At 58.9% G+C, this 23774-nt stretch carries 20 protein-coding genes and 1 pseudogene; 11 read left to right on the top strand and 10 right to left on the bottom strand.

What is annotated here, in order from left to right:
* Window positions 1-163: 163 nt before the first annotated feature.
* The 4 genes from HP499_RS05110 to HP499_RS05095 form a co-directional block, all read right to left on the bottom strand.
* The gene (locus tag HP499_RS05110) at window positions 164-655 is read right to left on the bottom strand and encodes a hypothetical protein (protein ID WP_172322815.1); all 492 of its coding nucleotides are present in this window, start codon (window positions 653-655) and stop codon (window positions 164-166) included.
* A 375-nt stretch (window positions 656-1030) separates the two neighbouring features.
* Window positions 1031-1177 carry a hypothetical protein gene (locus tag HP499_RS24865; protein ID WP_216659754.1) on the bottom strand — a complete coding sequence of 49 codons (147 nt, stop codon included), beginning with the start codon at window positions 1175-1177 and terminating at the stop codon, window positions 1031-1033.
* Window positions 1178-1196: 19 nt separating this feature from the next.
* The gene (locus HP499_RS05100) at window positions 1197-1610 is read right to left on the bottom strand and encodes a hypothetical protein (RefSeq protein ID WP_172322832.1); all 414 of its coding nucleotides are present in this window, start codon (window positions 1608-1610) and stop codon (window positions 1197-1199) included.
* 324 nt (window positions 1611-1934) lie between these two features.
* Complete coding sequence (locus HP499_RS05095; protein WP_172322831.1) at window positions 1935-2090, bottom strand: hypothetical protein; 156 nt, start codon at window positions 2088-2090, stop codon at window positions 1935-1937.
* 459 nt (window positions 2091-2549) lie between these two features.
* On the opposite strand from HP499_RS05095, the gene HP499_RS05090 reads away from it, so the two are divergent.
* The 5 genes from HP499_RS05090 to HP499_RS05070 all read left to right on the top strand — a co-directional run bounded on the left by HP499_RS05090 (window position 2550) and on the right by HP499_RS05070 (window position 9694).
* Complete coding sequence (locus tag HP499_RS05090) at window positions 2550-5213, top strand: Z1 domain-containing protein (RefSeq protein WP_172322830.1); 2664 nt, start codon at window positions 2550-2552, stop codon at window positions 5211-5213.
* Window positions 5210-6211 (top strand): PD-(D/E)XK motif protein, encoded by a 1002-nt coding sequence (locus HP499_RS05085; protein ID WP_172322829.1) that lies wholly within the window; start codon window positions 5210-5212, stop codon window positions 6209-6211. The genes HP499_RS05090 and HP499_RS05085 overlap by 4 nt, the downstream gene beginning before the upstream one ends.
* A 68-nt stretch (window positions 6212-6279) precedes the next feature.
* Window positions 6280-8040 carry a hypothetical protein gene (locus tag HP499_RS05080; protein ID WP_172322828.1) on the top strand — a complete coding sequence of 587 codons (1761 nt, stop codon included), beginning with the start codon at window positions 6280-6282 and terminating at the stop codon, window positions 8038-8040.
* The gene (locus HP499_RS05075; protein ID WP_172322827.1) at window positions 8037-8924 is read left to right on the top strand and encodes a hypothetical protein; all 888 of its coding nucleotides are present in this window, start codon (window positions 8037-8039) and stop codon (window positions 8922-8924) included. Before HP499_RS05080 ends, HP499_RS05075 begins: the two co-directional genes overlap by 4 nt.
* A gap of 62 nt (window positions 8925-8986) precedes the next feature.
* Entirely contained in the window at window positions 8987-9694 is a 708-nt protein-coding gene (locus HP499_RS05070) for a hypothetical protein (RefSeq protein ID WP_172322826.1), read from the top strand.
* Here the strand turns inward: HP499_RS05070 and HP499_RS05065 are convergent.
* From HP499_RS05065 to HP499_RS05050, 5 genes and pseudogenes are all read right to left on the bottom strand, one after another.
* Window positions 9684-11159: a DNA cytosine methyltransferase gene (locus tag HP499_RS05065; RefSeq protein WP_309138339.1), complete on the bottom strand. Its 1476-nt coding sequence runs from the start codon at window positions 11157-11159 to the stop codon at window positions 9684-9686. The genes HP499_RS05070 and HP499_RS05065 overlap by 11 nt on opposite strands.
* A 418-nt stretch (window positions 11160-11577) precedes the next feature.
* Window positions 11578-11829 (bottom strand): annotated as a pseudogene (locus HP499_RS25545) (DUF6308 family protein); the annotation flags it as partial.
* A 654-nt stretch (window positions 11830-12483) separates the two neighbouring features.
* Window positions 12484-13041 carry a hypothetical protein gene (locus tag HP499_RS05060; RefSeq protein ID WP_172322825.1) on the bottom strand — a complete coding sequence of 186 codons (558 nt, stop codon included), beginning with the start codon at window positions 13039-13041 and terminating at the stop codon, window positions 12484-12486.
* A 1167-nt stretch (window positions 13042-14208) separates the two neighbouring features.
* The gene (locus HP499_RS05055; protein ID WP_172322824.1) at window positions 14209-14598 is read right to left on the bottom strand and encodes a hypothetical protein; all 390 of its coding nucleotides are present in this window, start codon (window positions 14596-14598) and stop codon (window positions 14209-14211) included.
* A 143-nt stretch (window positions 14599-14741) separates the two neighbouring features.
* Window positions 14742-14969 (bottom strand): AlpA family transcriptional regulator, encoded by a 228-nt coding sequence (locus HP499_RS05050; protein WP_172322823.1) that lies wholly within the window; start codon window positions 14967-14969, stop codon window positions 14742-14744.
* Between the two features lie 244 nt (window positions 14970-15213).
* On the opposite strand from HP499_RS05050, the gene HP499_RS05045 reads away from it, so the two are divergent.
* The 3 genes from HP499_RS05045 (at window position 15214) to HP499_RS05035 (ending at window position 18895) form a co-directional block, all read left to right on the top strand.
* Entirely contained in the window at window positions 15214-16365 is a 1152-nt protein-coding gene (locus HP499_RS05045) for a tyrosine-type recombinase/integrase (protein ID WP_172322822.1), read from the top strand.
* Between the two features lie 195 nt (window positions 16366-16560).
* A complete protein-coding gene (locus HP499_RS05040) occupies window positions 16561-17217 on the top strand; it encodes an NAD(P)-dependent oxidoreductase (protein WP_172322821.1) in 657 nt (218 codons plus the stop codon).
* A gap of 106 nt (window positions 17218-17323) precedes the next feature.
* Complete coding sequence (locus HP499_RS05035) at window positions 17324-18895, top strand: Na+/H+ antiporter (RefSeq protein ID WP_172322820.1); 1572 nt, start codon at window positions 17324-17326, stop codon at window positions 18893-18895.
* Between the two features lie 16 nt (window positions 18896-18911).
* On the opposite strand, the gene HP499_RS05030 is transcribed toward HP499_RS05035, so the two are convergent.
* Window positions 18912-20144: an ROK family protein gene (locus HP499_RS05030; RefSeq protein WP_172322819.1), complete on the bottom strand. Its 1233-nt coding sequence runs from the start codon at window positions 20142-20144 to the stop codon at window positions 18912-18914.
* Window positions 20145-20394: 250 nt separating this feature from the next.
* Here HP499_RS05030 and HP499_RS05025 point away from each other — a divergent pair, with 250 nt between their 5' ends.
* Genes HP499_RS05025 through HP499_RS05015 form a run of 3 tightly spaced genes read left to right on the top strand, consistent with a single transcriptional unit; the run spans window position 20395 to window position 23546 of the window.
* Window positions 20395-21669: an ABC transporter substrate-binding protein gene (locus HP499_RS05025; RefSeq protein WP_253951410.1), complete on the top strand. Its 1275-nt coding sequence runs from the start codon at window positions 20395-20397 to the stop codon at window positions 21667-21669.
* Between the two features lie 24 nt (window positions 21670-21693).
* Window positions 21694-22671 (top strand): carbohydrate ABC transporter permease, encoded by a 978-nt coding sequence (locus HP499_RS05020; protein WP_172322817.1) that lies wholly within the window; start codon window positions 21694-21696, stop codon window positions 22669-22671.
* Entirely contained in the window at window positions 22671-23546 is an 876-nt protein-coding gene (locus HP499_RS05015) for a carbohydrate ABC transporter permease (protein WP_172322816.1), read from the top strand. The genes HP499_RS05020 and HP499_RS05015 overlap by 1 nt, the downstream gene beginning before the upstream one ends.
* Window positions 23547-23774: the final 228 nt, after the last annotated feature.

The following is a 23774-nucleotide window of genomic DNA, read 5'->3' as shown; positions in this document are numbered from 1 at the left end:
CAGCTCCAGGCCGGTGATGCTCAGGATACCGGCGGCTTCGTTTGCCGTGATGCTGTAGACGTCCATCGATCCATCTTTCCAGCCCCGTGGGTCATTGCCAGACAGGGATGACGGGCTATCGGCATAGTTCGTAGCAGTTTTTCCGAGTTCAGAGCCCTGAGCCCTAGGCGGTAGGAGGATTAAGCAGGGGCAATTTCCCCTCTTTTACGAGGTACCCAAGAACGACTAGCCCGACCGCCACGGAGGTGCCGATCGCTACGACCTTTGCGAAAGAACGCTCGTTTGCCTGCCGAATATCCTTCTCATTTCCTCGAACCTGTCCGAGCACGCGCTCTTCCGCTTGGATCAACCGGTACCGTTGCTCTGGGTTCAGCCCCCCGCGGGCGAGCTCGTTGTCTATCGAATCAATGAGCTTGTCGGCGGTCTCCTTCACTCGCTCCCCGCCGCGGTCATTCGAGGTGAGGAACTCACTGAATCCCTCTCGGACCGACTGGTAGCCCGCAGCGAGGTGGTCGAGCACATCGGGTCGGTTCTGAATCATTCCGGCGAAGCGAGCCGGGTGATCCAAAGTCTCGTCGACGAGTCCGGGCGAAGGTGAGGATAAGTCCCTGCTGAACTCGTCCTCTGTTTCGCCCTTCATACTCTCGCCGGTCATCGTGTCCCCTATCTTGGCTCCTGCAAACAATCGTAGCCGCTGTCCCAGTGGCAATGCCGGGACCGAAGGTACGGCGACTGTGGTGCAGATGAGCAGTCCTGCCGCCGCCTCGCGCTGCGGCCCCGAAGGCCATCCGTAGATGCGTTCAGTGAAGCTGGCAGCGCCCATAACCGCAGGACATTGCCAGCTCACGAATGAGCGTATGGGCGAAGGTGTGCAGGAGCCAGTACCGCGGGCCAGGCAGCCGGGTGTCGGGATTTACTGTTGCGGCGGTCTCTGAGAAGCGGCTGTATAAAAAATTCAATTGGCGTGCCTGCTTATGAGCCGCCCGCAGGGGAGAGCCGAGGATCTTCTTTTCCCAAGCGTCCACAACGTTCAGGTCGAGTTGGAGGAAGAGTCCTTCACCTCGGTCTCGGTGGCCGGCACCCAGACGGGCTTGCCTTTGCGTGTCTGCTTAACCAGTCGACTGGCAAGATCGTTGACGCGGTCCATCTCGTCCAGACGGGTAAACCCAAGAACCACGATATTTTTTTCATCCGGTTCACTGCAACGATTCGAGTGATGCGTGGATGGAGATCCTGCCCCCGTTGCATCTGGTGACCATCAGGCCACGGGAGTTCTGCTGCTCCGGGAACAGGGCCGGCTTTTGCAGATACCGCCATTCCGGCACAAGCAGTTCCACAGGACCCCACGTAGCGAGCTTCTCCTGGCGGACTTCTTCCGGATCCACCGGCGCCAGCACGTCCGCGGCCGCAGCCGCAAGATTCTGGTCCGTAACCCCTTTGAGGTCGACTTTGCCGTCTGCCACGTCCCTGAGAGTGTCGAGATCAGAGGCGTATTTCGCGATCTTGTCGATGCCCAATGCTGCGCGCAATTGGTCGGCGAGGGCTTCGGCTTCTTCCGCCTCGGTGCACGGCATGACAATGACCGATTGGATGGAGGAGGGGGCGGGCATTGCATTCGGCGTCGAAGGCGTACAGGTCGGGTGCCGTCCCCGGCATTTCTGCGGGAGCTTGTCACGGCCAGCAGCGCCTTGGGCTTCGGCCATTCCACGTGTGGCGCCGCAGGACGCGCAGCTGATGACCGAGGAGAGGCTGCTTGGCTGGCTACCCCGGCGCTAGACCGGCGAGCCGGCGTGTTTCCCTAAAACTTCATCCGAGGCTTCGGTCAGCGGCCCCTGACCCTAGGGGCGAAGACCGGCAAGTTGATAACTTCCATGACGGCGACGACCAGCCGATGCACTCGAGAGCACTCGTCTCAGGAAGCGTTGTATCAATCTCTAGGCGTCAAGCACATATGACGCATCAGCAGCCTGCTTTGCCAAACCGGCGAGCAGAACCCACAGCTCTTCAATGCTCTTCCTACCGGCGGTCAACCGTTGACGGGCGACATCCCGTTGCCCCACCGCCCCATTCACTGCTTTCTCAAACTCCAAGGCTTCCATCCTGACCGGCGGTTCCATCAAGACGCATTTTCGTGCCCACAAGAGGATTGCCGGAGTGAGGCTCAAGAGGCCGAGGACCAGCCCTTCAAGTTCATTCCACCTTGATCAATGGCCACCAGACCACCAGCAAACCAGGCGATCAGCGCACGCTCGGCTGCAGCGCCGCTGTGCGATGCGATCTTCCGACCCGTTCCTGCGTGAGCGATCCTGGCGGCACCAAGCGCTTCGCAGAGACACTGTTCGCGCGCATCGAGGCTAACTAAGCAGGCGTCCCCTCTTATGTAGTATCTGAAATAGATATCCAGCCAGCGAGGGCTGTCACGAAGATGGGGAAGAACGATGCGGTCTGACGCGCAAAACGGGAACCTGGCGACGCCTACGGAAGCTGAGGAACGTAAGTCCGCTGTCGAGGCAGTGGCAGATCACCTTGAGGGCCTTGTGCGGGGCGGTATGGGCATTTCAGTCGCCGTTCAGTCTCTATCCACCGGATTTTTCAAAGTTGAGGCGAAGATGCTCAACGACGCGAGAGCCGAGTACGAGCGGCGCAAGAAGATCATCGAGGAATGGGACGACTTCCCAGACGGTGACGTGATTCAGGGTGACAACGATTTTCGCTGGTACGGCGGACCCAGGGACGGCGACTTTTTCTGGCCTCCACTTCGGAACCGTCTTCGTGCAGAACTCCAGGATGCAGTCGACGAGGTGGACCGTTCTTCCTCTCGCATCATTTCCTTGGGTGAGCCGGCGGGAGAACCGACCATTGACACCAAGGGCCTGGTCCTGGGCCATGTGCAGAGCGGCAAGACCACCAACTTCATGTCGGTCATCGCTAAGGCGGCAGATGTCGGATACCGGCTAATCATCGTCTTGTCCGGTATCACGGACAACCTGCGTCAACAGACCCAGGAACGCCTGTTCGAATACCTCGTGGAACCATGCCGGACCAAGGTCCACTTGCTCACCACCCAGGAACACGATTTTTCCGAACTCACGGCTTCAGAGGCCCTTCTTAGTCAAGACGACCTCAGGCTCCTCGCCATCGTCAAAAAGAATCCCGCGCGCTTGAAGCGCTTGAATGCCTGGATTAAGAAGGCATCGGCCACGACCCTCGCCAGTTGCCCCATTCTCATCATCGATGACGAAGCGGACCAAGCTTCCATAGACGTGGGAACGTCTAACCGCCAATCCACGATAAATAAGTTGATTGGGGAGCTTCTATCGCACCCCAAGGCCGCATATATCGCCTATACGGCTACTCCTTTCGCGAATCTCCTGATCGATCCGGACAACGAGGCCGGTCTGTATCCAAGGGACTTCGTCGTGACGCTGCCTCGCCCCGAGGCCTACTTTGGGCCCGAACGGATATTTGGGACGCTCGAGGTCGAAGAAGGTGTGGAGCCGGACGACGGTCTGGACATCGTGCGCGAGATCCCTTTCGAGGATGTGGAAGCAGTCCGGCCGCCCGGGAAGAAGGAAGAACTCGAAGTCTGGAGCGCGGACGTCCCTCCATCGCTAGGGGAAGCGATTCAATGGTTCCTACTCTCCACCACTGCCCGGCGGCTGCGATCGAAGGACACTCGGCACTCCTCGATGCTTGTCCATACATCAATGCGTGCTCAGGCCCACAAGGCAATTAAGGAAGCTGTCGAAGACGAATTGACGGGCCTTCGGAAGCGTCTTGCATCAGGGGATCCGGCGCTCATGCAAGACTTGACTGACCTGTGGGACAAGGAGACCGCTCGAGTTTCAGCCTCGTCCTTCGGAAACGCGCACATCAGCACCCAAGAAGTGCTGCGCGCTATGGCTAGCACACTGAACTCCACGTCCGTTGTCATGGACAACTACCTCTCCGAGGAACGACTCAAGTTCACTAAGGAAAAACCCGAAACCGTCATTGTCGTCGGAGGAAATACCCTCTCACGAGGACTAACCCTGGAGGGGTTGATCTCCAGCTACTTTGTCCGCGCTGCATCCGCTTATGACACTCTTCTGCAGATGGGCCGCTGGTTCGGTTACCGCAAGGGCTACGAGGATCTGGTTCGAGTATGGATGACGACGGAGCTGCGGGAGTGGTTCATCGCATTGGCAACAGTCGAAGCGGAGATACGGGAAGAGATCGACACGTACGCGAAGGAAGGAAAGAAGCCTTGGCAGCTACCGGTCCGTATTCGATCCCATCCTCAAATGGCGATTACCGCCGCAGCCAAGATGCGCAGCGCCGTCAAGGCCAACGTCAGTTACTCGGGCACGAAGGTTCAGACCATTTTGTTCAAGGACGCGGATAAGGACTGGCTGCAAGGTAACTTGGACGCCACCGCCAAACTGGTCAGGGCCGCGCAGCTCGCGGGGCACAACGAGAATGAACTGCCCAGCAAAACCTTCCGAGGCTTCGCGGGCGTCTCATCGGACTTGATTCTGGACTTTTTGGATGACTACCAGGTCCACGAGGACGCCCGGACGATCAGGACGAGCACAGTCCGTGAATACATTCGGGCCCAGAACGAGAAGGGGGCGCTGGAATCGTGGAACGTCGTATTCATCGAACGACAGAACAGCCACGAATCCGATCTTTCACTTGGGCTTGAAAAGCCCTTGAGGCTCCTGCGGCGCCGGAAACTGGTGCCGGGCGCTGCTGGTTTGGCTAACCTCAAAGCGATCACCTCGCGATGGGATCGGTTCGCTGATTTGCACTACACAAAAAAGTCCATCGTGGATTCCTTGGGATTGCCCGGTGAACCCAAAGTCCGGGATCGGCATTTGCGTGACCTGCGGAAGACCCGTGGCTTGGACAAGGTGGGCCTTCTCGTAATCTATCCGATTAGTAAGCGATCTGAGGCTGCACAAGAGGCAGACACGATCAGTGCTGAGATTGAAGAGGTCGATCATGGGTCAGCGGCACCAGCGAAAACAGAACGTGCGCCGCTCGAAGCTCCGCAGCACCTGATAGGTATCAGTCTCATGTTCCCGGAAGCGCGAGACCTGCAGGACACGGTTGACTATTACAGCGCCAGGATCGAGCCCGACTACCTTGAGGATGTCGAAGAAGAACTCAGGGCGGTTGACGACTTGGATGAGACGCATCTAAAGCAGGAAGACGCAGCGGCAGCTAAATGACTCAACTGAAGGAATCCTCAAGTTCGATATTCACATTCCTGCGCGGACAAGTGCCGGCTCCGCACAAGCTCACCGTACGCAGTACTGAAGTAGCCACACCTCAGGGGACGGTCGTACACGCCATCGACGGAAACGGCTATCCAACTCTCCTCATACCCGTCCCGCCTTCAGCCGAAAACAGTATCGACTGGCAGAATCGGTCTGTCAGCTTCGGGTATCGGACCCTCCCCGTAGCAGGGAAACATCAATCGTTCCTAGCCCTGCAGTGCTTGTCGGAGCGTGTGTTTCCACAGTTCAGCTTGCTGGCGGACGACATTCTGGATGCGCTGGCTGAGAAACCGAATGAGGCAGATCCGGTAACTCGGCAAACTGTCGGGCGGTGGAAGGAAATGCTCCAAGACACGAAGCAGCGCTTGCTAGGCGAAGCTCAACTGGCTGGCCTCTACGGGGAACTTGTGTTTCTGGAACAGTTGGCGTTCCACCATGGCCCGTGGGTGATTCGGGCGTGGACAGGGCCGCGAGGCAACCGTCACGACTTTGAATTTGCCAATGCCTCATTCGAGGTCAAGACAACGACGAACCACAACAACATGGTCGTCGCCTTCCACGGGGTACGGCAACTCGAGAGCACCGGAGGGCTGCCCCTTTTCGTTATCGCCTACCAGGTGGAGCCCACACCGCAAGGTGAATCGGTTCCAACGCTGTTGCAGCGGGTTTTCGAAGCTGGCATAGACCGGTTGGAGCTCTTGAAGCTGCTTGAAAAAGTCGGGTACTTTGAAGCGGATTCAGGACACTACTCGGCATACCGCTTCTCGGCACTCGCTGTGAAGACTTTCGCCGTCGACAACGATTTCCCACGAATCACCCATGAAACTCTTACTGCTCCAGGGATTCTCGATAGGATCACCGCCATTCAATACTCAGTCGATCTCGGCCCAATTGAGGATACTGAATTTCCACTTGAGCAGCTTCAGGAAGCAGTGGAAACGTGGGAGTAGATTTTCGCTTGTTCAGGCACCCTTGGGAAGCAACAGGTAGTGGTGACGCTAAATCGATCCAGAAGGCCATGGGCAAAACGAGCTTGGATCTCTGGAGCGTCCTCCTGCGGGAAGCTCTTCAGAACAGCTGGGATGCGCGGTTGGCTGAGCGGATCGAGTTTCACGTCGCAGACACCCGTCTCTCGGAAGAGCAGTCCGGGATCTTGGTGCATGACCTGTTCAATGAGCTCCCTCCCCAAGGTGCTTCCCGAGGGATCCCCCAGAAGGTCAACAATGGCCGCATCCGAGTCCTGACGATCTCTGACTACGGGACAAAGGGACTTGGGGGGCCCATCCGGGCAAATGTCGAACCCGAACCGGGGGAACGCGACGATTTCTCTGACTTCGTCCGTAATTTCGGAAGAAGCGATAGCAAGGGGCTTGAAGGCGGCACATACGGCTACGGCAAGGGAGTTCTCTACCAGGCAAGCCAAGTGGGCGTCTGCTTGGTCTACTCGCAGGCAAAGGTCAACGGTAGGCTCGAAAATCGACTGATAGGTGTCTCCGGAGGTGATAACGGGTACGTCGACAACGGCTTCAAGTTCACTGGACGGAACTGGTGGGGAGTGCTGGCCGAAGATGGAGTGATTGATCCAGCGACAGGTCCGGAGGCCAGGGCAATTGCGGAATCAGTGGGAATGCCAGTGCCAGCGCACGACGAAACCGGGACATGCATCATGATTCTGGCTCCGCACTTTTTCCAAGGAGAGGCTGGCGACGTCGGGCCAAAGGACCGAATTACTGCCATCAGGGCTGCGGCTGTGAAGTGGGCCTGGCCTCATGCTGTCGATATTGGTGAAGGGCCCAACGTTGGCTTTGCCTTCTCATATGATGGTGAGTTCCTGCCTTCGATCGAGCCTTTCAAAGAGCCTTCAGTGAAGCACTTTGCCCACGCCTATGCCGACATGGAACGGGCAGCTTCGTCCAAGCGTGCCCCGTTGGCACCTCAGACGAAGCTAGAAGTGATCATGTCTCAGAATCCGATTTTCCGACTGGGCACCCTGTCAATGCGCCAAGCCATCAATCACATCTCGGACGACCGGGCATTGCAGAACACAGTTGCTTTGATGAGGAACCCGCGGATCGTGGTCAAATATCTTGCGGTCGCGGCTCCCGTAGACGACTACTCCGTATACTCTGTGTTTCTCGCAGACCCGGAAGTGGATGAGGATTTCGCAACATCTGAGCCTGTCACCCATGATGACTGGATCGTGAAGGACGCGATGACCAGAGGCAACCGGAATTTTGTCCGAATCGCCTTGAACCGCATCGAGAACACCTTCAAGAACATGCATCGGCCCTCCGCGCCTTCAACTGCTGCTCAGCAGGCGGCGGGAGCAACGCGCATTGCTACGGCATTGGGAGGACTTGTTGGCGGTATCAGCGGCCATGGCGCCGCCTCCCAGCCCGGAAAGGGTCCTGGCCCTGGGGGAGGAGCCTCGAGGAGTCGCCGCGCTGCTGCTCGGCTCACGTCCCCGCCAAGGTTGCTTGTATTGGGTGGCATAGCCCATGTCGCATTCTCGTATTCCCTAACGGGCGGGAAATCAGGTGAGCTGTTTGATCTGTCGGTGCGAGCCCACGTTGTCACTGTCACGGGCGCAATCGAAGGGGACGCCCCGCTCGGGGCGGAGGGACCTCAGTTCGTGGGCTGGAAGGTCGATGGCCAACTGGTGAAGGAGCCGTCAATCCGGGTTGTAGCGCAGTCCCAGCAGGAGTACCTCGCGATTTTCACCCAACCGGACGATACCGCCATTTCATCAACTGTTGATCTGAAGCTGGTTTCGCCATGAGAACAGTAAGTTTAGGGCATTTAGTTCTCGAAGACGGCGTAATCGAAAAGCCTGAGTGGGAGTATTCGGTTAATGGACGAGTCACGCAGTTGTCGGACGGCGCCCTTCCCGACTGGAACTATTTCTCGGACGTTGTGGCATCTTGTAAGGTCACTGTGAACCTCGTACTCGTGCGCGACGAACTAAAACTTCCGCATGACGCAGTCCTTGGATGGGTGCTAGTGGCACGGTCTTCGGCTTCGAACATAATTACAACCAGTCCTCCGCAGGCTGTACTAGATGGAGTCCAAGAGGTATCGCTACTGGTTCCTGCTTCGGCTGTTGGCGGAATCATGACTCTCGAGTTGGAGATGGCACTGCTTACGCCGTCCGCTGCTCAGTCGGCGCGCTTCGCACCGTCCAAGGTCGGCCACACTGTGTACCGTCACTCTTCAAAGCTGATCCTTGAAGGAGACGCCGGCCAGCTTCCGATACTCCCTGTGTCATTTAGAGATCATGGAATCAAGAACCCGGAGGCCGCCTTGTGGTGGCTGCGTCTTCTATCGAAAGACCTGCACGACGCTGTGGAAGCTACGCTCTGGATGTGGCTAAACACCGACAATCCCCAGCTTCGCCCACTCATTGACCACACAGAGTCCGAGACTGGCGATGTTTGGATGCAGGTGCTGAAGATGGACTTCATTCGCCAGCTCCTTCGAGAGGCCGTGGCTCATCCGGACTTGGACCCCGCCCATGATTATCCCGAGGGTTCGCTCGGTGCACTGCTGCTGGGTGTTGTCCGACTCATTGGAGGTTCGGTAAACGAGGTTCGAAGCAAGTACGCGGACGATCCGGGAAGAGTTGAAGCTGGGCTTCAAGGTGTTGTCCTCGGGAGCGCAAGATGAGCCCGGCTCCGGTTTGCTTTCCCAGGCTTCCTTTGTCGCAGGCTGTTGCCACTTGGCAGGATTTGAGCCGCAAGTCACTGGAGGAGATTACAGAATTCGCCGGTGCAGTATCTACTGCCGGAGCGGCATTCTATCCAGTAGCCACCGGCCGGTGCACTGACTCAGACCTCCTTGAGCTCAGGCAAGCGGTGATGGAGGCAGCCCGGGCCCACGGATACCCGGATGTCGGGCGCGGTAAAGAGAAAACCGCCTTTGACCAGGCTGTCTCCAAGATTCTTTACGAGAAAATGAATATCCTCCCGTCCGATGCAACGAGCGTCGAAGTGTGGAACTTCATCAACGTCCGAGTACTTCCTGACGTCGTCATTTGGCGGTACGGTCGCCGTTCGATCGACGGTTCCCGGTGGGAAGTCACCGAGGAGCGACTCTATTCAATGAAGCGAACCACATTCGGCCGACTTTGGTGGCGCGCATGCCTGCTCGGGCCGGACATTTCGCAGAGGCTTGCGGAGGACGAATCGGTTCAGCTGATCGAGCGTCCGCTCATCACAGGGTATGCTCCACTAGCCCGGGCAATAGCCATCAGACATTTGGCAACCATCTCAGTTACCAGACGAATGGATCTTCTTAGAGATGCCATGAAGCGCTTCACCAGGCGCTTGGTGGTCGTCAGCGTCTTTCATATGTCCGATTCCCAGTTGACGGAACTAGTCGACGACGTCTTTCGTGAGAGCCAAGAAGCACTGAAGGCCGAAGAGTCTAGAAGATAGCGGCGATTCGCTGGCCGATTTGATGGGCCAGCAGCGGGGGGACTGCATTTCCGACTTGGGTGAACTGCTGAGTCCGGTTTCCGAGGAAAACGTAGTCATCCGGAAAAGTTTGCAGGCGGGCTGCTTCGCGGACCGTGAGGCTTCTCATCTGGGCTGGATCAGGGTGAATGTAGTAGTGGCCGTCCTTGGCTATGTGGGAAACAATCGTGGTGGACGGTGCACTGGCTACCTGCACACGGAACCTGTCTTCGAAAGGCACAACGTCAGCTTCGATATTAGCGTGAAGCGGCCAAAGGCTTCGGGGCAGCTCCCGGACCTTCGGGCTAGTTAGTCTCTGCTGGGCGAGGGTGCTTAACGCGCCGTATCGCAGTAGGTCTTGAACCATGTGGCTCCGGGCTTCGTGATTCCATGTCGGTAAGGAAGCAACTGTCGCCGGCCGGATGAACTCGTGGTAGCGCGTAACGCTTTCGTCCATTGCCGTGGGTAGCGCGGCCGGAGCGTCTGTAGAGCTTGGCTTAAGCGCAGTCTTGCCCACGGCGCTCCGAGACCCCGGTACAAAGTCCCTTACGGAGCGGCGGATGTCATACCAGGCCTGCGAGTCGTCGACCTTGAAACGAGAAATTCTCGAGCGCAGCGCCGGGAGATTGCCGATGGCATCACTGACCGTGACCAGTCCCGACGGTTCCAGCGCTGCGGGCCTAGACAGACCGCTCTGAGCGAGGACGCCGACGATGATCAGCCGGTGTCGCTTCTGCGGAACTCCGTAATTTTCGGACCGGATCACGAACTCTGAGGCTTCGTGTTCGGCACCTTTGTTGTCCACCACCATGGAGAACAAATCATATTCGAGGCCCTCCGCAGGCCGCTCGAGGTCTGCGCGGATCATGTCGAACATCTTTTCGCCGCGGTTTACCGACGAGAGCAGACCCTTTACGTTCTCCATTACGAAAACCGTTGGTCGGTGCGTCCTGATTATGTGGAGGTACTCCCGGTACAGGAAGTGTTTGTGGTCGTCTTGAAAGTTAAGGTCTCGAGTGCGCCGCGATCTCCCGGCTAATGAATAGGCCTGGCAGGGCGGGCCACCGATCAGGACCCATTTGTCGACGTTTGGTCCAATTGCGCGCTTGATTATGGCATCTGACTCGGCCCGGCTTTCCTCTGCCAGAACGAACTCGTGCACCTCTTCCAGAGCATCTTTGTAGGCCACTTGGAAGTCAGGGTCAGCATGGAGCGCCGTCATGGACAACTCGCCGCGAAAGAAGTCATCCAGCCCCCTCGATGCGTCGGCTCCGCCGTTGCGCAGGGCACGCATTGCGCTTCTGAACCGCAGCGTCTGGACGGCGGATTTCTCCATCTCGATTGAGGCTACAGTGCGGAAGACACTTCCACCGCTGCTGTCGCGGACAGAGGAGAAACCCTCGTTCAAGCCGCCGGGGCCGGCGAATACATCGACTACGGGTATCACGTGCTTCTCCTTATGTACTGCTGAAACTCAAAGTTACCAGGCAAACCGTCTTTAGCCGTTCGCGACCTGCCAGCGCTGTCGGTAATCGGAAGTGACGTGCTGGCTCCAAGGAGGTGCCATTCCGCCGCTCAGAACTCTGTGTATGCGGATTCATCCCGGCTTGTGGCGTGCGTGCCGACGGGAGTACTTCGGCGAGACTGCTGCGGCGGCGTGTGCTGACCTGTGACGAACGTCGCTCGCCCTCCAGAAGCCTAACTAAATGGGAATTGCTGTCACAGAGGAGGCTAACCCCTAGGCTTGCAGATCATCCAGCCGACAATGTCCAGTGCACGAAGGAGAGTGATCTTCGGCCCCGGGGCAAATTTCGGCAATTTCTTCCCAAAGATCATGCTGGCTGTCTAGATCACATTGCACGGCTTCAGCCAAGAAAGTCGGTAGTCCAGTTTGTTGAGCTTTCTGACTTTCGGGACGGGCGCACCCTCGCAATCCGTGTAGCAGTGGGCGATGTTGGCGTAAAGAGCGGAAGCAGTTCGGGTCGCTTGCGGCGGAGGAACTTGGAGAGGGTGGTCAGTTTGACGTTGTCGGCCCGTTTTTCTTCCAAGATGCCAAAGAGATCTGCAATGGCCTCCCTGGTGCTGTGCGAGGCATCGCGAAGGCTTCCCTTCAGCCCGGGGTGTTTGAGTCAGGTCCCACCGATCAGAAACCCGTCCGGCTGTCACTCGTATTCCTGTTTGGATTCCTGTTCTCGCTGTGACAGTAGTGCTCGCGATTGATGCTTGAATCTCACTGAGTACGTCATCGATCTCGGTGTCAAGCGTTTTCCTGCTCGGGAGACTCGCTATAAGGCGTCTGACCGCTGATCTGCCAGAGTTTCATGACGACCGGCCCTCCTTTCATGTGGCAGCCCGTTGACGTTCTCACATGGAAAGCCCACTTGGTAAGCCGGATTATCTGGACGGCACAGATGTAGCGGAGCCACCGACGCACGTAGTGGTTCCCGTTTCCGCCGACTGATCCGGGCTGTCGGTGCCTCTCCGCGGGGCGAGGGGTTTCGGGGTCGTGTGGTGACGAAAAAAGTACGAAGAGCTCCGGACGCACGGAGTATCCGGATGAATACACAGGTAATCGGTCCTGTCAAGAAAAAAGAAAGAAACCCCCGGAATTCCGCAGATTTCCGGGGGTTCTAACCGAGCTTCCTATCAGAATCGAACTGATGACCTTTTCATTACGAGTGAAACGCTTGACGAGTCGCGAGACCCCCCCATGCATGGTGGTCAACGCCGCAATTCGCAACCGGAGCTGATTGGGAGCGACTCGTGGCTGCTCAGGAAGGAGTAGCTAACCCCTCTATTGCCGCTGTGAAACCAGCCCAGACTTTTCGCTGGTAAAGGTCAGGATGCGGGTATTCATGGAAATTTTGCTCCATGAAAGCTTCGAGCAAGTCCGCGCAGCTGGCGTACTCGTCGGCAACGGCTTCGGCTTCTGCATGGGTCCACACGGCAACCTGATGGGTTCCCATCCCGGATGCCTTCTCGGAAACCCTTCGGCTAAGGACGGCGACATGTTCGCCCGGTTTAGTTCCGCGTTTCCAGACGGCGTGAACTAGCAGGTTCCGGGAGCTGCGCAGCTTGTCCAGCCTCTTTGTGATGGAAACTATTTCCTTGACGTGATCATCGGTCAGACTGTAGTTGTAGCGCAGTACCTTGAGGCAGGATCGTCCAAGGGCAGATGAGTCATCGCCAGACGCAATGACTCGACCGAAGGGCGACCCGATGAGGCAGCAATACAGCTCGCGGAGTAAGTCATCAACAATCGCGCTTTCGCCTGCTACTCGTCCGATAGCCGCGAGCATGGTCTTTGTAGGGGGGTTGGTCGTCGCCACGTGGCCATGGTAACGGACCGAAGGCCCGGAGTGACGCGCACTCTCGCTCTCTACTTGAAATAGCGACACAAGTCGGGACGCGTGTTGCCCACTGACGGTCCAGCCGTGTTCCGCCTTGCTCCTCTCCTGGGGCCTTCGGCCTCGGAGCCCTCCGATGGGCAGTGCAGCCAGTCTTCGGCAAACCTCCAGCAAGTGTCACACCGAGGGCCTCCGAGTCTGGTCCGAGGAGGTGCGCCGTACCGTTGCTGTCAGGGAGCAGAGCGGACGGGAGCATCACAGCCGGGACGCCGGTCACCGACAAGCAGCCTCGGTGGGGGAACCCTGAGTGATGTTGGTGGCCCCCAAACGGCTCAGGTATGACACTCGCAGCAGATATGTAGACAATCGATGCCGAACGTCCCTACGTTGTCAGGAACTTGCCGGGGTGAGGTGTTTGTGAGTGATGACGAGAGCTGCCAGGATGGATGTCCGCTGGATTTCAGGCGGGCAAGCCCTGCCATGTCATTCCTGTCATCTCCCATGGGTATGACCACCAATGGTCCGACTGCCGAAATGTCAGGGTCACCATCAGGGCCGAGCGCTTAGGGCGGCTGGTTGCTGTTCAACTATCGCCCTCACGCCCGCGCAGACTCACCGCACGTCTTGTGCTTGCGTTGTCAGGGAATCGACGTCAGAGCCTGCTCCGACTGCTCTCGGGGCGGATGGCGGACGAGTATCTGGCCCCTCGCCGCGGGCTACTGCTCCGCCACCCATTCGGCTTCTTTGCCGGAAATGTGGCGACGATTGGCTGACAAGCCTCGCATGGCGGTTCGTGCCCAGAAAAGCCCAACTGATGACCCCACGCTGCCTGGGCAGCGCAGCGGGAGCACAGTCCAACCTCAATGTAGTGGCGCTTGTTGGTGTCGAACGTCCTGGCCTGCCGAAGGGTTTCCATAGAGGCGGCACGCCCGGACACAGACTTGGTCATGGGTTTTTCCTTTATCGGGTTTGTTGGTAAGAAGTGGGGTGCGTGGAACTGCGTGAGTCGGGAATCGGAATTAAAGACTTCGGTAAGCGCCTCTTTTGGATCGATCAAGGGCGGCATCTCCGGTCCGTAAACGTAGTAGGAAGGACGGACAGGCACGCATTTGCTGTGCGAAGGACGCAAGAGCTACGTGGGTACGACACTCACAGTTCTTCCTCCGGAATCAACAGCGACCATCCATAGTTGCGGCCGAAACGAGTGTCGAGGTTACGGTCGAGATACCCTTCCAAATGGAGCTCCGACATGATCCCGAACACTGCAAGGTCCCTCCTGTTACGCCCAAGCGCGGCATTGATACGCTGCCAATCCGTGAAGGCAACGCGGCCGAGCCCAACGGAACGGGCCATCACAGCTGCCACCTCCAGGGCTTCAAATGGCAGACGGCCATCGGCGGCGATCGCTTGGAGCCAAGCGTCCAGAAACGGGTTCATCGGGACGACCTGTTGTCCGGGGCACGGACGACCAGGTTGTGGCTTGTGTGGCGACTGGCCGTCAGATACCAGGCCAAACGACGGATTGATAACTTCTGGCATTAGGTAACTCCATCTGTTGGGTAAAAGGGTCATGCCAATGGCGGGAAAAACCTTTTGGGTTGGGGGTGAAAAGTTTGAGCGCAAGCGCTGCCAGAGCAACTCGGGCTATTCAGCCTGTAGGCATAGCTCACGGCAAGGATCCTCTAGCGGGAGATCTCCTGCTGTCGCATCCAGTCCTCGACGTCGGAAAGACGGTAGACAATCTTTGATCCAACGCGGAGGCGCTTGGGGCCGTCGGTCAGGTGAGTGGCGAGGAATTTCTCGCTCACACCCATGAATGCCGCCGTCGCGCGGCGATCCATGTAGAGGGACTGGGAGACTTGCTGGGCCTTTTCAACGAGGGCGTTGACGTGAATGGGAGTAGCGGACACGGAGAACTCCATCTTGTAGGACCGTCGGGATAAGGAGACGGCACCGAGGTTTATATTGAGCTGACTGCACGTGGATACACCTGTGGAAGGGGTGCCTCCTTGCCCACCGGAAGTGGGCTCCTTCGTGATCCGAGGTTGTTCCGAGATCTTCCGGGGACTTGGGAGAAGCTGATATGAACATTCTGGGGAGCTAACCCATGAGCGATTGCTCGCGAATGTACGACTTTCTGGCTAGTCTTGTCTCATGGCGATCAGAAGGCTTCCAAATGGAAGGTACGAGCATGACTATCGGGTGGACGGTAAGCGTCGCTACAAGCGCTTCAGGACTAAAGGTGAAGCGCAGGCGCACGACCTGGAGGTCAGAACCGCAAGGGCGGGCGGCACCCTCGTTGATACCCGTAAGGGCGGTAAGATCCGGTTTCAGGATCTGTACGAAGAGTGGATAGCGCGCATTGAAAAGGTCGGGGCAAGGGGGTCTCGCCCTTCGTCTCCGGTCACGGTCGCCGGGTACAGGCGCATTTATAAGTCCCACATGAAGCCCCACCTTGAGAACCGGGTGCTGGCTACCATTTCGCTAACGGTCATCAATGACTGGCTGGAAACATTCTCCACGGACGATGCGCGGCAGCGGTCGTACCGACAGCTGGGACGGATGCTTGAGTATGCCGTCGGAAGAGGGTATCTGGCGGCTAATCCGGCCCGCAACGCAACAATCAATCATGTTCAGCAACCCGAACCAGTTCGTGATCCCGCCGCGCTGACAGCTGCCCAGCTCCAATCGTTCGCCGAACAAGCTGCAAATGGCGGACGGTACGCGGGAGCTGCCCATGACGTCTATAGGCTTCTGATCCTTTTCGCTGGCACAACAGGCCTCCGATGGTCAGAAATCGCTGGACTCTACGCCGATGCCCTAACATTTGGCGACAAGCCGCAGGTTATCGTCCGAACAACCTTGGTACCAGTAGACGGTCGTCTGCAGTTCCGGGAAACCACCAAATCTCGCAAGCTGCGAAAGGTCCCCATCCCAAAGTCTATTGCTGCGTTGCTGGAAGATCACTTGGAACGAACACACCTTGGTGGTCTCGTGTTCACCTCGCCAACGGGTGCTCCGCTACGATCGTCTAATTTTGCTCGCCGCGTGTTCCAGCCAGCCGTTGAGAGGTGCCGTGCTGACGATCCAACTTTTCCAAACATGGTCTTTCACGACCTCCGAAGAACCGCCGTGACATTGGCGATAAGCGCTGGCGCGAACGTGAAAGTGGTTCAGCAAATTGCTGGTCACAGTTCGGCGACGACTACCTTGGATGTATATGCGCAGCTGTTCGCGGATGACGCACATGCCTCGGCCAGCGCGGTCGACGAGCTGCTGAATTCCGCTACAGTTCAACGCCCGTAGTTGCTGTTGATCGGGGGCAAAGTATCTGGCTGTCGAAAGGCTGTTTCCTAACCGAAATTGTGCATATTTACGTGGGTTTACTACTCGACTCATAATCGTGAGGTCGGGAGATCGAGCCTCCCCACCGCTACAGAGCAAGACCCCGCAGCTTTCGCCTGCGGGGTCTTTTTTCGTTCAGTGGGACAGAATGGGTCCATGAGCCGAATCGCAATCATTGGCGGCCACGGGAAAGTGGCCCTGCATCTGTCCCGCATTCTCAGTGATGAAGGTCACGACGTCACCTCGTTTATTCGAAATCCCGATCATGTGGCGGATGTCACGGAGACCGGAGCCTCCGCGGCGGTCCTGGACGTTGAGAACTCGACGACGGCGGAACTCGTCGAGGCGCTCAGGGGCCATGACGCGGTGGTGTGGTCCGCCGGCGCCGGGGGAGGCAATCCTGCCAGGACCTATGCCGTGGATCGTGACGCAGCCATCCGCTCAATGGACGCTGCAGCCGAGGCCGGCGTCAAGCGCTACGTGATGGTCTCCTACATCGGCGCAGCCAAGGACCACGGAGTCCCTGCGGACAACCCGTTCTTTGCCTACGCGGAAGCCAAAGCGGCCGCGGATGACTACCTGCGCGGCACGGCCCTGGACTGGACTGTCCTGGGTCCGGGTACCCTCACCAACGAGCCCGCCACGGGTTTGATCCAGACTTCGCCGGAGAATCCCGGCAATGGCACGGAAACGTCGCGGGCGAACGTTGCCTTGGTCACGGCGGCGGTCCTGGAACTGCCGGGTACCATCCACAGGACCATTGCGTTCAAGGATGGAACCGTAGATGTTGTGGACGCACTCACCGAGGACTGATGCGCGCTCCCTCCCGGGGATAGGCGTGCTCGCCGGGATATGTTGGTAGGGAACTTTTTCGGCTTGGCCTGGGGAAGTGCCGCACAACCTCAGGGGAAGCAGGAAAATGGATCAGTTGGCGCTCATTGTCGGGTTGCTGCTTGCAACGGTGGTGGCAGTGGGCCTGGGGGACAAGCTGAGGCTTCCCTACCCGGTCCTGATGCTGCTCCTGGCGGTTGCCCTGACGTTCATTCCGGGCTTTCCCGAGTTTGAGATCTCGCCTGAACTGATCTTGCCGATCTTCCTTCCACCCTTGCTGTTCGCCACGGCGCAGAAGAGTTCCTGGGCAGTGTTCCGCGTACGCTGGCGCACGCTGCTGCTGATGGCCGTGGCCCTGGTGGTGGTCTCCACTGCCGTGGTGGCCGGTGCTGCCTGGCTCATGATTCCGGGCATCGGTATCCCCGCTGCCATTGCGCTGGGTGCCATGGTGGCACCTCCGGACCCTGTGGCCGTGGAGTCCGTGGCCGGCCGGGTTCACATGCCCCGCCGGCTTATCACGGTCCTCCAGAGCGAAGGACTCTTCAACGACGCCGCGGCGATCGTGATCTTCCAAGCGGCGGTGGCTGCCACCATGTCCGGCAAGGACGTGGGTCCAGAGGTCATTCCGCAGTTTGTCATCGGGGCAGCGCTGGCGGTCTTGATCGGCATCGCGATGGGATGGCTGACCAAGTTCATCACCCAATTGGTGACCTCCATGGTTGCCCGCAGTGCTGTCACCTTGGTGGTTCCTTTCGCCGCCTACATCCTCGCCGAAGAGCTGCACGCCTCCGGTGTGGTGGCCGTCGTCGTGACTGCCCTGGAACTCCAGCGCCATACGCGGCCGCAGGACGCGGCCGAGCGCATCACCCGCACTGCCTTCTGGGATGTGGTGGAATTGCTGGCCACCGGGCTGGCCTTTGGCTTGGTGGGGCTGGAAATCCGCCACGTCATCCGTGATGAAGGCACTGCCATCTTCGGGATGATCGGCATGGCCGTGGTGATCTGCATCCTGGTCTTTGTGGTGCGCTTCCTCTGGCTGGGACTCCTTGCCCTCACCGCACGCAAGCGCAGGAACCTGCTGCAACCTACTTCGCCCAAGGAAGTGCTGATCCTGACCTGGTGCGGCATGCGTGGCCTGGCTACCCTCGCCCTCGCCCTGGCCCTCCCCATGACCTTGCCGGACGGCAGCGAGTTCCCGGCCCGCCACGAGATCCTGGTCATTGCCTGCGCGGTTCTCCTGGCCACCTTGGTCCTGCCCGGCCTGACGCTTCCCTGGCTCATGCGCGTGCTGCACGCAACCGAGGACGGATCACATGAACAGGACGCTGCCAAAGTTTTGGCCAAGCGGGCGCAATCGGCCGCTGTTGCAGCCTTGAAGGAACACGACCTCATGAAGGAACTCCCCGCCGAGAAGGTGGCCCTTGTGAAGGAGAAGATGCGGCGTCTCCATGCGGAGTTGTTGGATGGCACGCTGCAGAATGAATCCGTTGCCGAGAAGCGCAAGCGTGGGCGGGAACTGTCCATCGCCGTGCAGACCATTGCCCTGGACGCCGCCCGCCAGGAAGTGGTGGCTGCCCGCAACGAGCCAGGAACCGATCCCGAGGTGGCAGACCGCGTCCTCCGGCAACTGGACCTGCGAACGATGTCGATGCCGGACTAAGGCAACGCCGGGAGATCTATGCCGGACCGGCGGCGGCCATCTGATGTGAGGCAGAAGCCGGATACAAATCCAACGCATGCTCTTCGACGTAGTCCAATGCATGGCGGATGGCGCCGAGGGACACGATGCCGTCTCCCAGGGTGGAGGTTGCCAGCCGTGGGGGAGTGAAGGTGAAGTCCGGTATCTGCTGTTCCATCGCCGGGATCAGGGAACCGGCAGATGCTGCGACGGCTCCGGCAATAACCACCAGCTCAGGGTTGACCAAGGTGCTGATGGAACCAACAACCCGGGCCATCCGGTGTGCCATGCGGTCCAGGACACCGCCGGCTGCTTCGTCGCCGTCCGCTGCTGCCCTGAACACCATCTCCGCGGTCAAGGTTTGGGGATCATCGCCGCAGAGGGCCCGCATCTTTGTTTCCGCGCCGGCAACCAGGGCTTCCCTGCCCCACAGCGCTGCATAGTGGGCGATGCCGTAGGTGTCACCGACGCCATCCACGGTGTCCAGAAATCCCAGCTCGCCGAAGCCGCCCACATGCCCGTGGAGCAGCCGGCCGGATTCGAGGATGCCGGATCCCAAGCGGTCTCCTGCCAGCATGACCACAAGGTTGTCGACTCCTTGCGCGGTGCCTTGCCACCGTTCTGCCAAGGCGGCGAGGTTTGCATCATTTTCCAGGAGTACATGCCAGCCATGGCGCTCGGAGACTATTCGGCGGACGTCGAATGATTTCCAGAATTCCTGCGCTCTGAGGACCTCGCCCTCCCGGCTTACCGGGGCAGCAACGCCAACGGACACGGCAAGAACTGAGTCTGCAGTTACGCCGGCCTTCTCCAAGGCATCCGCGGCAATCCGGTCCAACACGTCGGCGCGTTCATTGGCCGGAACGTTGTAGGTGCGGAACGGCGTCGTGACCCTGGACAGTGGCGTTCCGGCCATGTCGGCCACGATCGCTGTGATCTTGGTGGCGCCGATGTCGATGCCAATCACACTGGCCGCGCTGTCGTCAAAAGCGAAACGGCGGGCTGGCCTGCCCTTGACGTAGTCACCGGCTCCTCGTTGGTTCTCCAATTCCTGGAGCCAGCCGAGCCGGACGAGTTCGTCGCAGATCGAAATGACGGTGGCACGGGAGAGTCCGGTGGCAGCCATCAGCTCGGTGCCAGTGAGTATTCCCCCGCCGCGCATGGCCTTGAGCATTGCCGTCGCGTTGACCCTTCGAACCAATTGCGTCGACGGTGCGGTGCCGGTCTGCATTCGAAAGCTCCCACTTCTTCAGCCCCATCGGAATGATAGAGCGGTCTCTCTAAATTTAGTACATAAATTTAAATGTCGACGCATTTGGGAGAACGCTTGACCCTGTGGCGCCCATCACCCACCATGGTTACCGATAGGACGTAAATTTAGCTCCTATCTAAACTTCGGGCGGCGAGGCGCATCATCCGCCGTCCGATGCACATGCGGCCACTGAGGCCCGCGAAACGAAAGGGCAACGGTGTCTGTGAAAATGACACACAGGAAACGCTTCGCAGCAATGGGGTTGGGTTTGGCGCTGCTCGCAGGCCTCCTCTCAGGCTGCGCCGAAGATTCAGGCTCGGGACAAACGGGCAAGGAAACCATCCGCTTCACGTTCAGCAAACGGGAAGCCATTGGTTTCATGACCAAACTGGTCGCCGACTACAACGTTTCGCAGGACCATACCGAGGTGGTCCTGGACACTTCCGGCGTCGACGTCGTGTCCGCGAGTTTCGTTCGCGGCAATCCGCCGGACATTGCCCTTGCAAACTACAACATGGAGACTTCGCGATTCGTCCAGCGCGGCGCGTTGAGCGATCTGTCCGGTACGGAGGCGTCCTCCCGCATCCGTGAAGACCTCAAACCGCTCATGGAACAGTACGGTTCCTATCCCGGCCGGACCAGTGCCCTGCCGTACTCGGTCATGGCGTCCTCGGTGATCTACAACAAGGACATCTTCGCGGCCAACAACATCAAGGTGCCCACCACCTGGAGCGAATTGATCGCGGCATGCGAGAAGCTGAAAGCCGCGGGTGTTACGCCGTTCTATGCCACGTGGAAGGATGACTGGACCATTGCCCAGGGGTGGTTTGACTACTCTGTGGGTGGCCAAGTGGACACTCTTGACTTCTTCAAGAAACTTGCGGCCCAGGGCGTGGACGTGGGGCCGGAGTCCTCGGCGTCGTTCCGGAAGGACTTTGACCAGCCTGTGCAGAAGATGCTGACGCTGGCCAGGAGCTACGTCAACAAGGACGCTGCAAGCCGGGCGTACGGCGATGGCAACCTGGCTTTCTCGCAGGGCAAGGCTGCCATGTACCTGCAGGGCCCGTGGGCGTTCAGCGAGATCGCCAAGACCGCCCCCGATCTCAAACTCGGTACCTTTCCGTTGCCGATGACCGAGGACCCCGCTGACTTGCGGGTTCGCGTGAATGTGGACCTCGCGGCGTGGATTCCGGAGGCTTCCAAGCACAAAGACGCTGCGCGGGAGTTCCTGGAGTACCTCTACCAGCCGGAAATCATTGAGGCCTACAACAAATCCCAGTTGGGTTTCACCCCTACCAAGGACTCCGCAGTGGTGCCCGATCCCCGGATCGAAGGGATGGTGCAGTACTACGAGGACGCCAAGGTCTATCAGGGTCCTTCCGTGCTGGTTCCCCGCACCATCCCGATCATGAACTACACCCAAGCACTCGTGTTCGGCGCAAATCCGGCATCCACCCTCAGCACACTCGACGCAGATTGGGCGCGCCTGGCGTTCCGCCAGTAGTGCAGACCATAGGGAGTCAGACACATGTCCAGCATCAGCACCCCAACCACCAGCTCCGGTCACAGCCGCCGGAACCAGGATCTGTCCCCGCGGAGTCGGCGCGCGAAAGGCCATCAAGGGCCACGTCCCCGGCACCCGCGCAGCAAGCGGCGCGTCGAGCCCATCTTCTACGTCTTCCTGGTGCCCAGCCTCGTCCTTTTCACCCTGGCCATCACCGTCCCGGGCATCATCGGAATCTTCTTCAGCTTCACCAACTCGATCGGCATTGGCGACTGGGACTTTGTGGGCCTGACCAACTACATTGCGATCTTCAGTGACCCCGCCATCCTGCAGAGCTACCTTTTCACCTTCGGCTTCTCCATAGTGACGGTCATTGCCGTCAATCTGGTGGCTTTCCTTCTTGCCGTCGGGCTCACGGCGCGCATCCGGATGAAGACTGCGCTGCGGACCATCTTCGTCATCCCCATGGTGGTTTCGGGCATCATCATCGCCTACGTCTTCAACTTCCTGTTCTCCAACTCCCTGCCATCGCTCGGTGCCGCAACAGGAGTTCCCTGGCTGGAAAGCAGCCTGCTCGCCAACCCGGATCTTGCCTGGATCGCAGTTGTGCTTGTCACGGCCTGGCAGGCGGTCCCAGGGGCTCTGCTCATCTACATTGCCGGGCTTGTGGCCGTTCCCGGAGACGTCTATGAGGCGGCGGAAATCGACGGTGCCGGCAAATTCCAGCAGTTGGTGAAGATCACGCTTCCCTTGGTGGCCGGTTATGTGGTCATCAACATCATCCTCGGGTTCAAAGGCTTCCTCAACGCCTACGACATCATCGTGGGGCTGACAAACGGAGGCCCGGGAACCTCCACCAGAAGTATCGCGATGACTGTCATTGCCGGATTCAATGGCGGCGACTACGCCTATCAAATGGCCAACGCCACGATCTTCTTCGTGGTGGCCATCCTGATCTCTCTCGTACAGCTCTCGCTGACCCGCGGACGGAATGCACTCTAATGACCAACACCTCGATGACCACCAAGCCAGCCTCCAGCAAATCCGGCACCAAAGTTGAACGCGTCAACTGGCCGGCAACCACTGTCCTGGTCCTCTGCGCAGTGACCGTGCTCCTTCCCCTGTATGTCACCGTTTCCATGGCGTTCAAGACCCAGGGGCAGGCGGTGGACGGCAATGCTTTCTCCTTTCCCGCCCCGTTCAGCCTCGACGGCTTCGTCCAGGCATGGACCCTGACGAACTTCCCCGTGGGAGCGGCGATGTCTTTGCTGGTGACAGCCGGGACGGTGTTGGCCACGATCATCCTGGCTGCCTTCGCCTCGTACGCGATCGTGCGCAACTGGGAGCGGCGGCTCTTCAGGTATTCCTTCTTTTACCTGCTGGGCGCAATGTTCATTCCCTTCCCTGTGGTTGCCTTGCCGCAGATCCAGCTCACCGGCCGCCTCGGCCTGGACAACCCGTTCGGCGTTATCCTGCTGGCCACCATGTTCCAGTTGAGTTTCAGTGTGCTGCTGTTCACTGCGTTCCTCCGGTCCATCCCCATGGAACTGGAAGAGAGCGCCAGGATAGACGGCGCAACCACCTGGCAGACCTTCTGGAAGCTGATTTTTCCGCTACTGGCACCCATGAGCGCAACAGTGGGGATCTTCGCATTCCTGTACGCGTGGAATGACTTCATGATGCCGTCGTTGATTATTTCCGATCCGGCAATGCAGACGCTTCCCGTGAGGCAGAACCTGTTCCAGACGCAGTTCAGCAACAACTACCACGTGTCCTTCGCGTCCTACCTGATGGCGATGGCACCGGCGATTGTCGCGTACCTGTTCACGCAGCGATGGGTCATGGCCGGCGTGACGCAAGGCGCGGTCAAGGGCTAACCGTTGTTGACCTTCCCGGATAGCCGTTTCATACTGGTCGGGAAGATAAATTTAGAATCTAAATCAAAGGAGTTTCGTGAGTACTTCCGCCACCCAGGCACACCGTACAGACGCCGGACGCATGTCCGATCCGAACTGGTGGCGCCAAGCGGCCGTCTATCAGATCTACCCGCGCAGCTTCTACGATGCGAACGGTGACGGGCTCGGTGACCTCAAGGGCGTCACGGC

Source organism: Paenarthrobacter sp. CM16, assembly GCF_013179505.1.
Classification (GTDB): domain Bacteria; phylum Actinomycetota; class Actinomycetes; order Actinomycetales; family Micrococcaceae; genus Arthrobacter.
The sequence above is the reverse complement of the archived record's forward strand: the minus strand, read 5'-3'. Positions and strand labels throughout refer to the sequence as shown.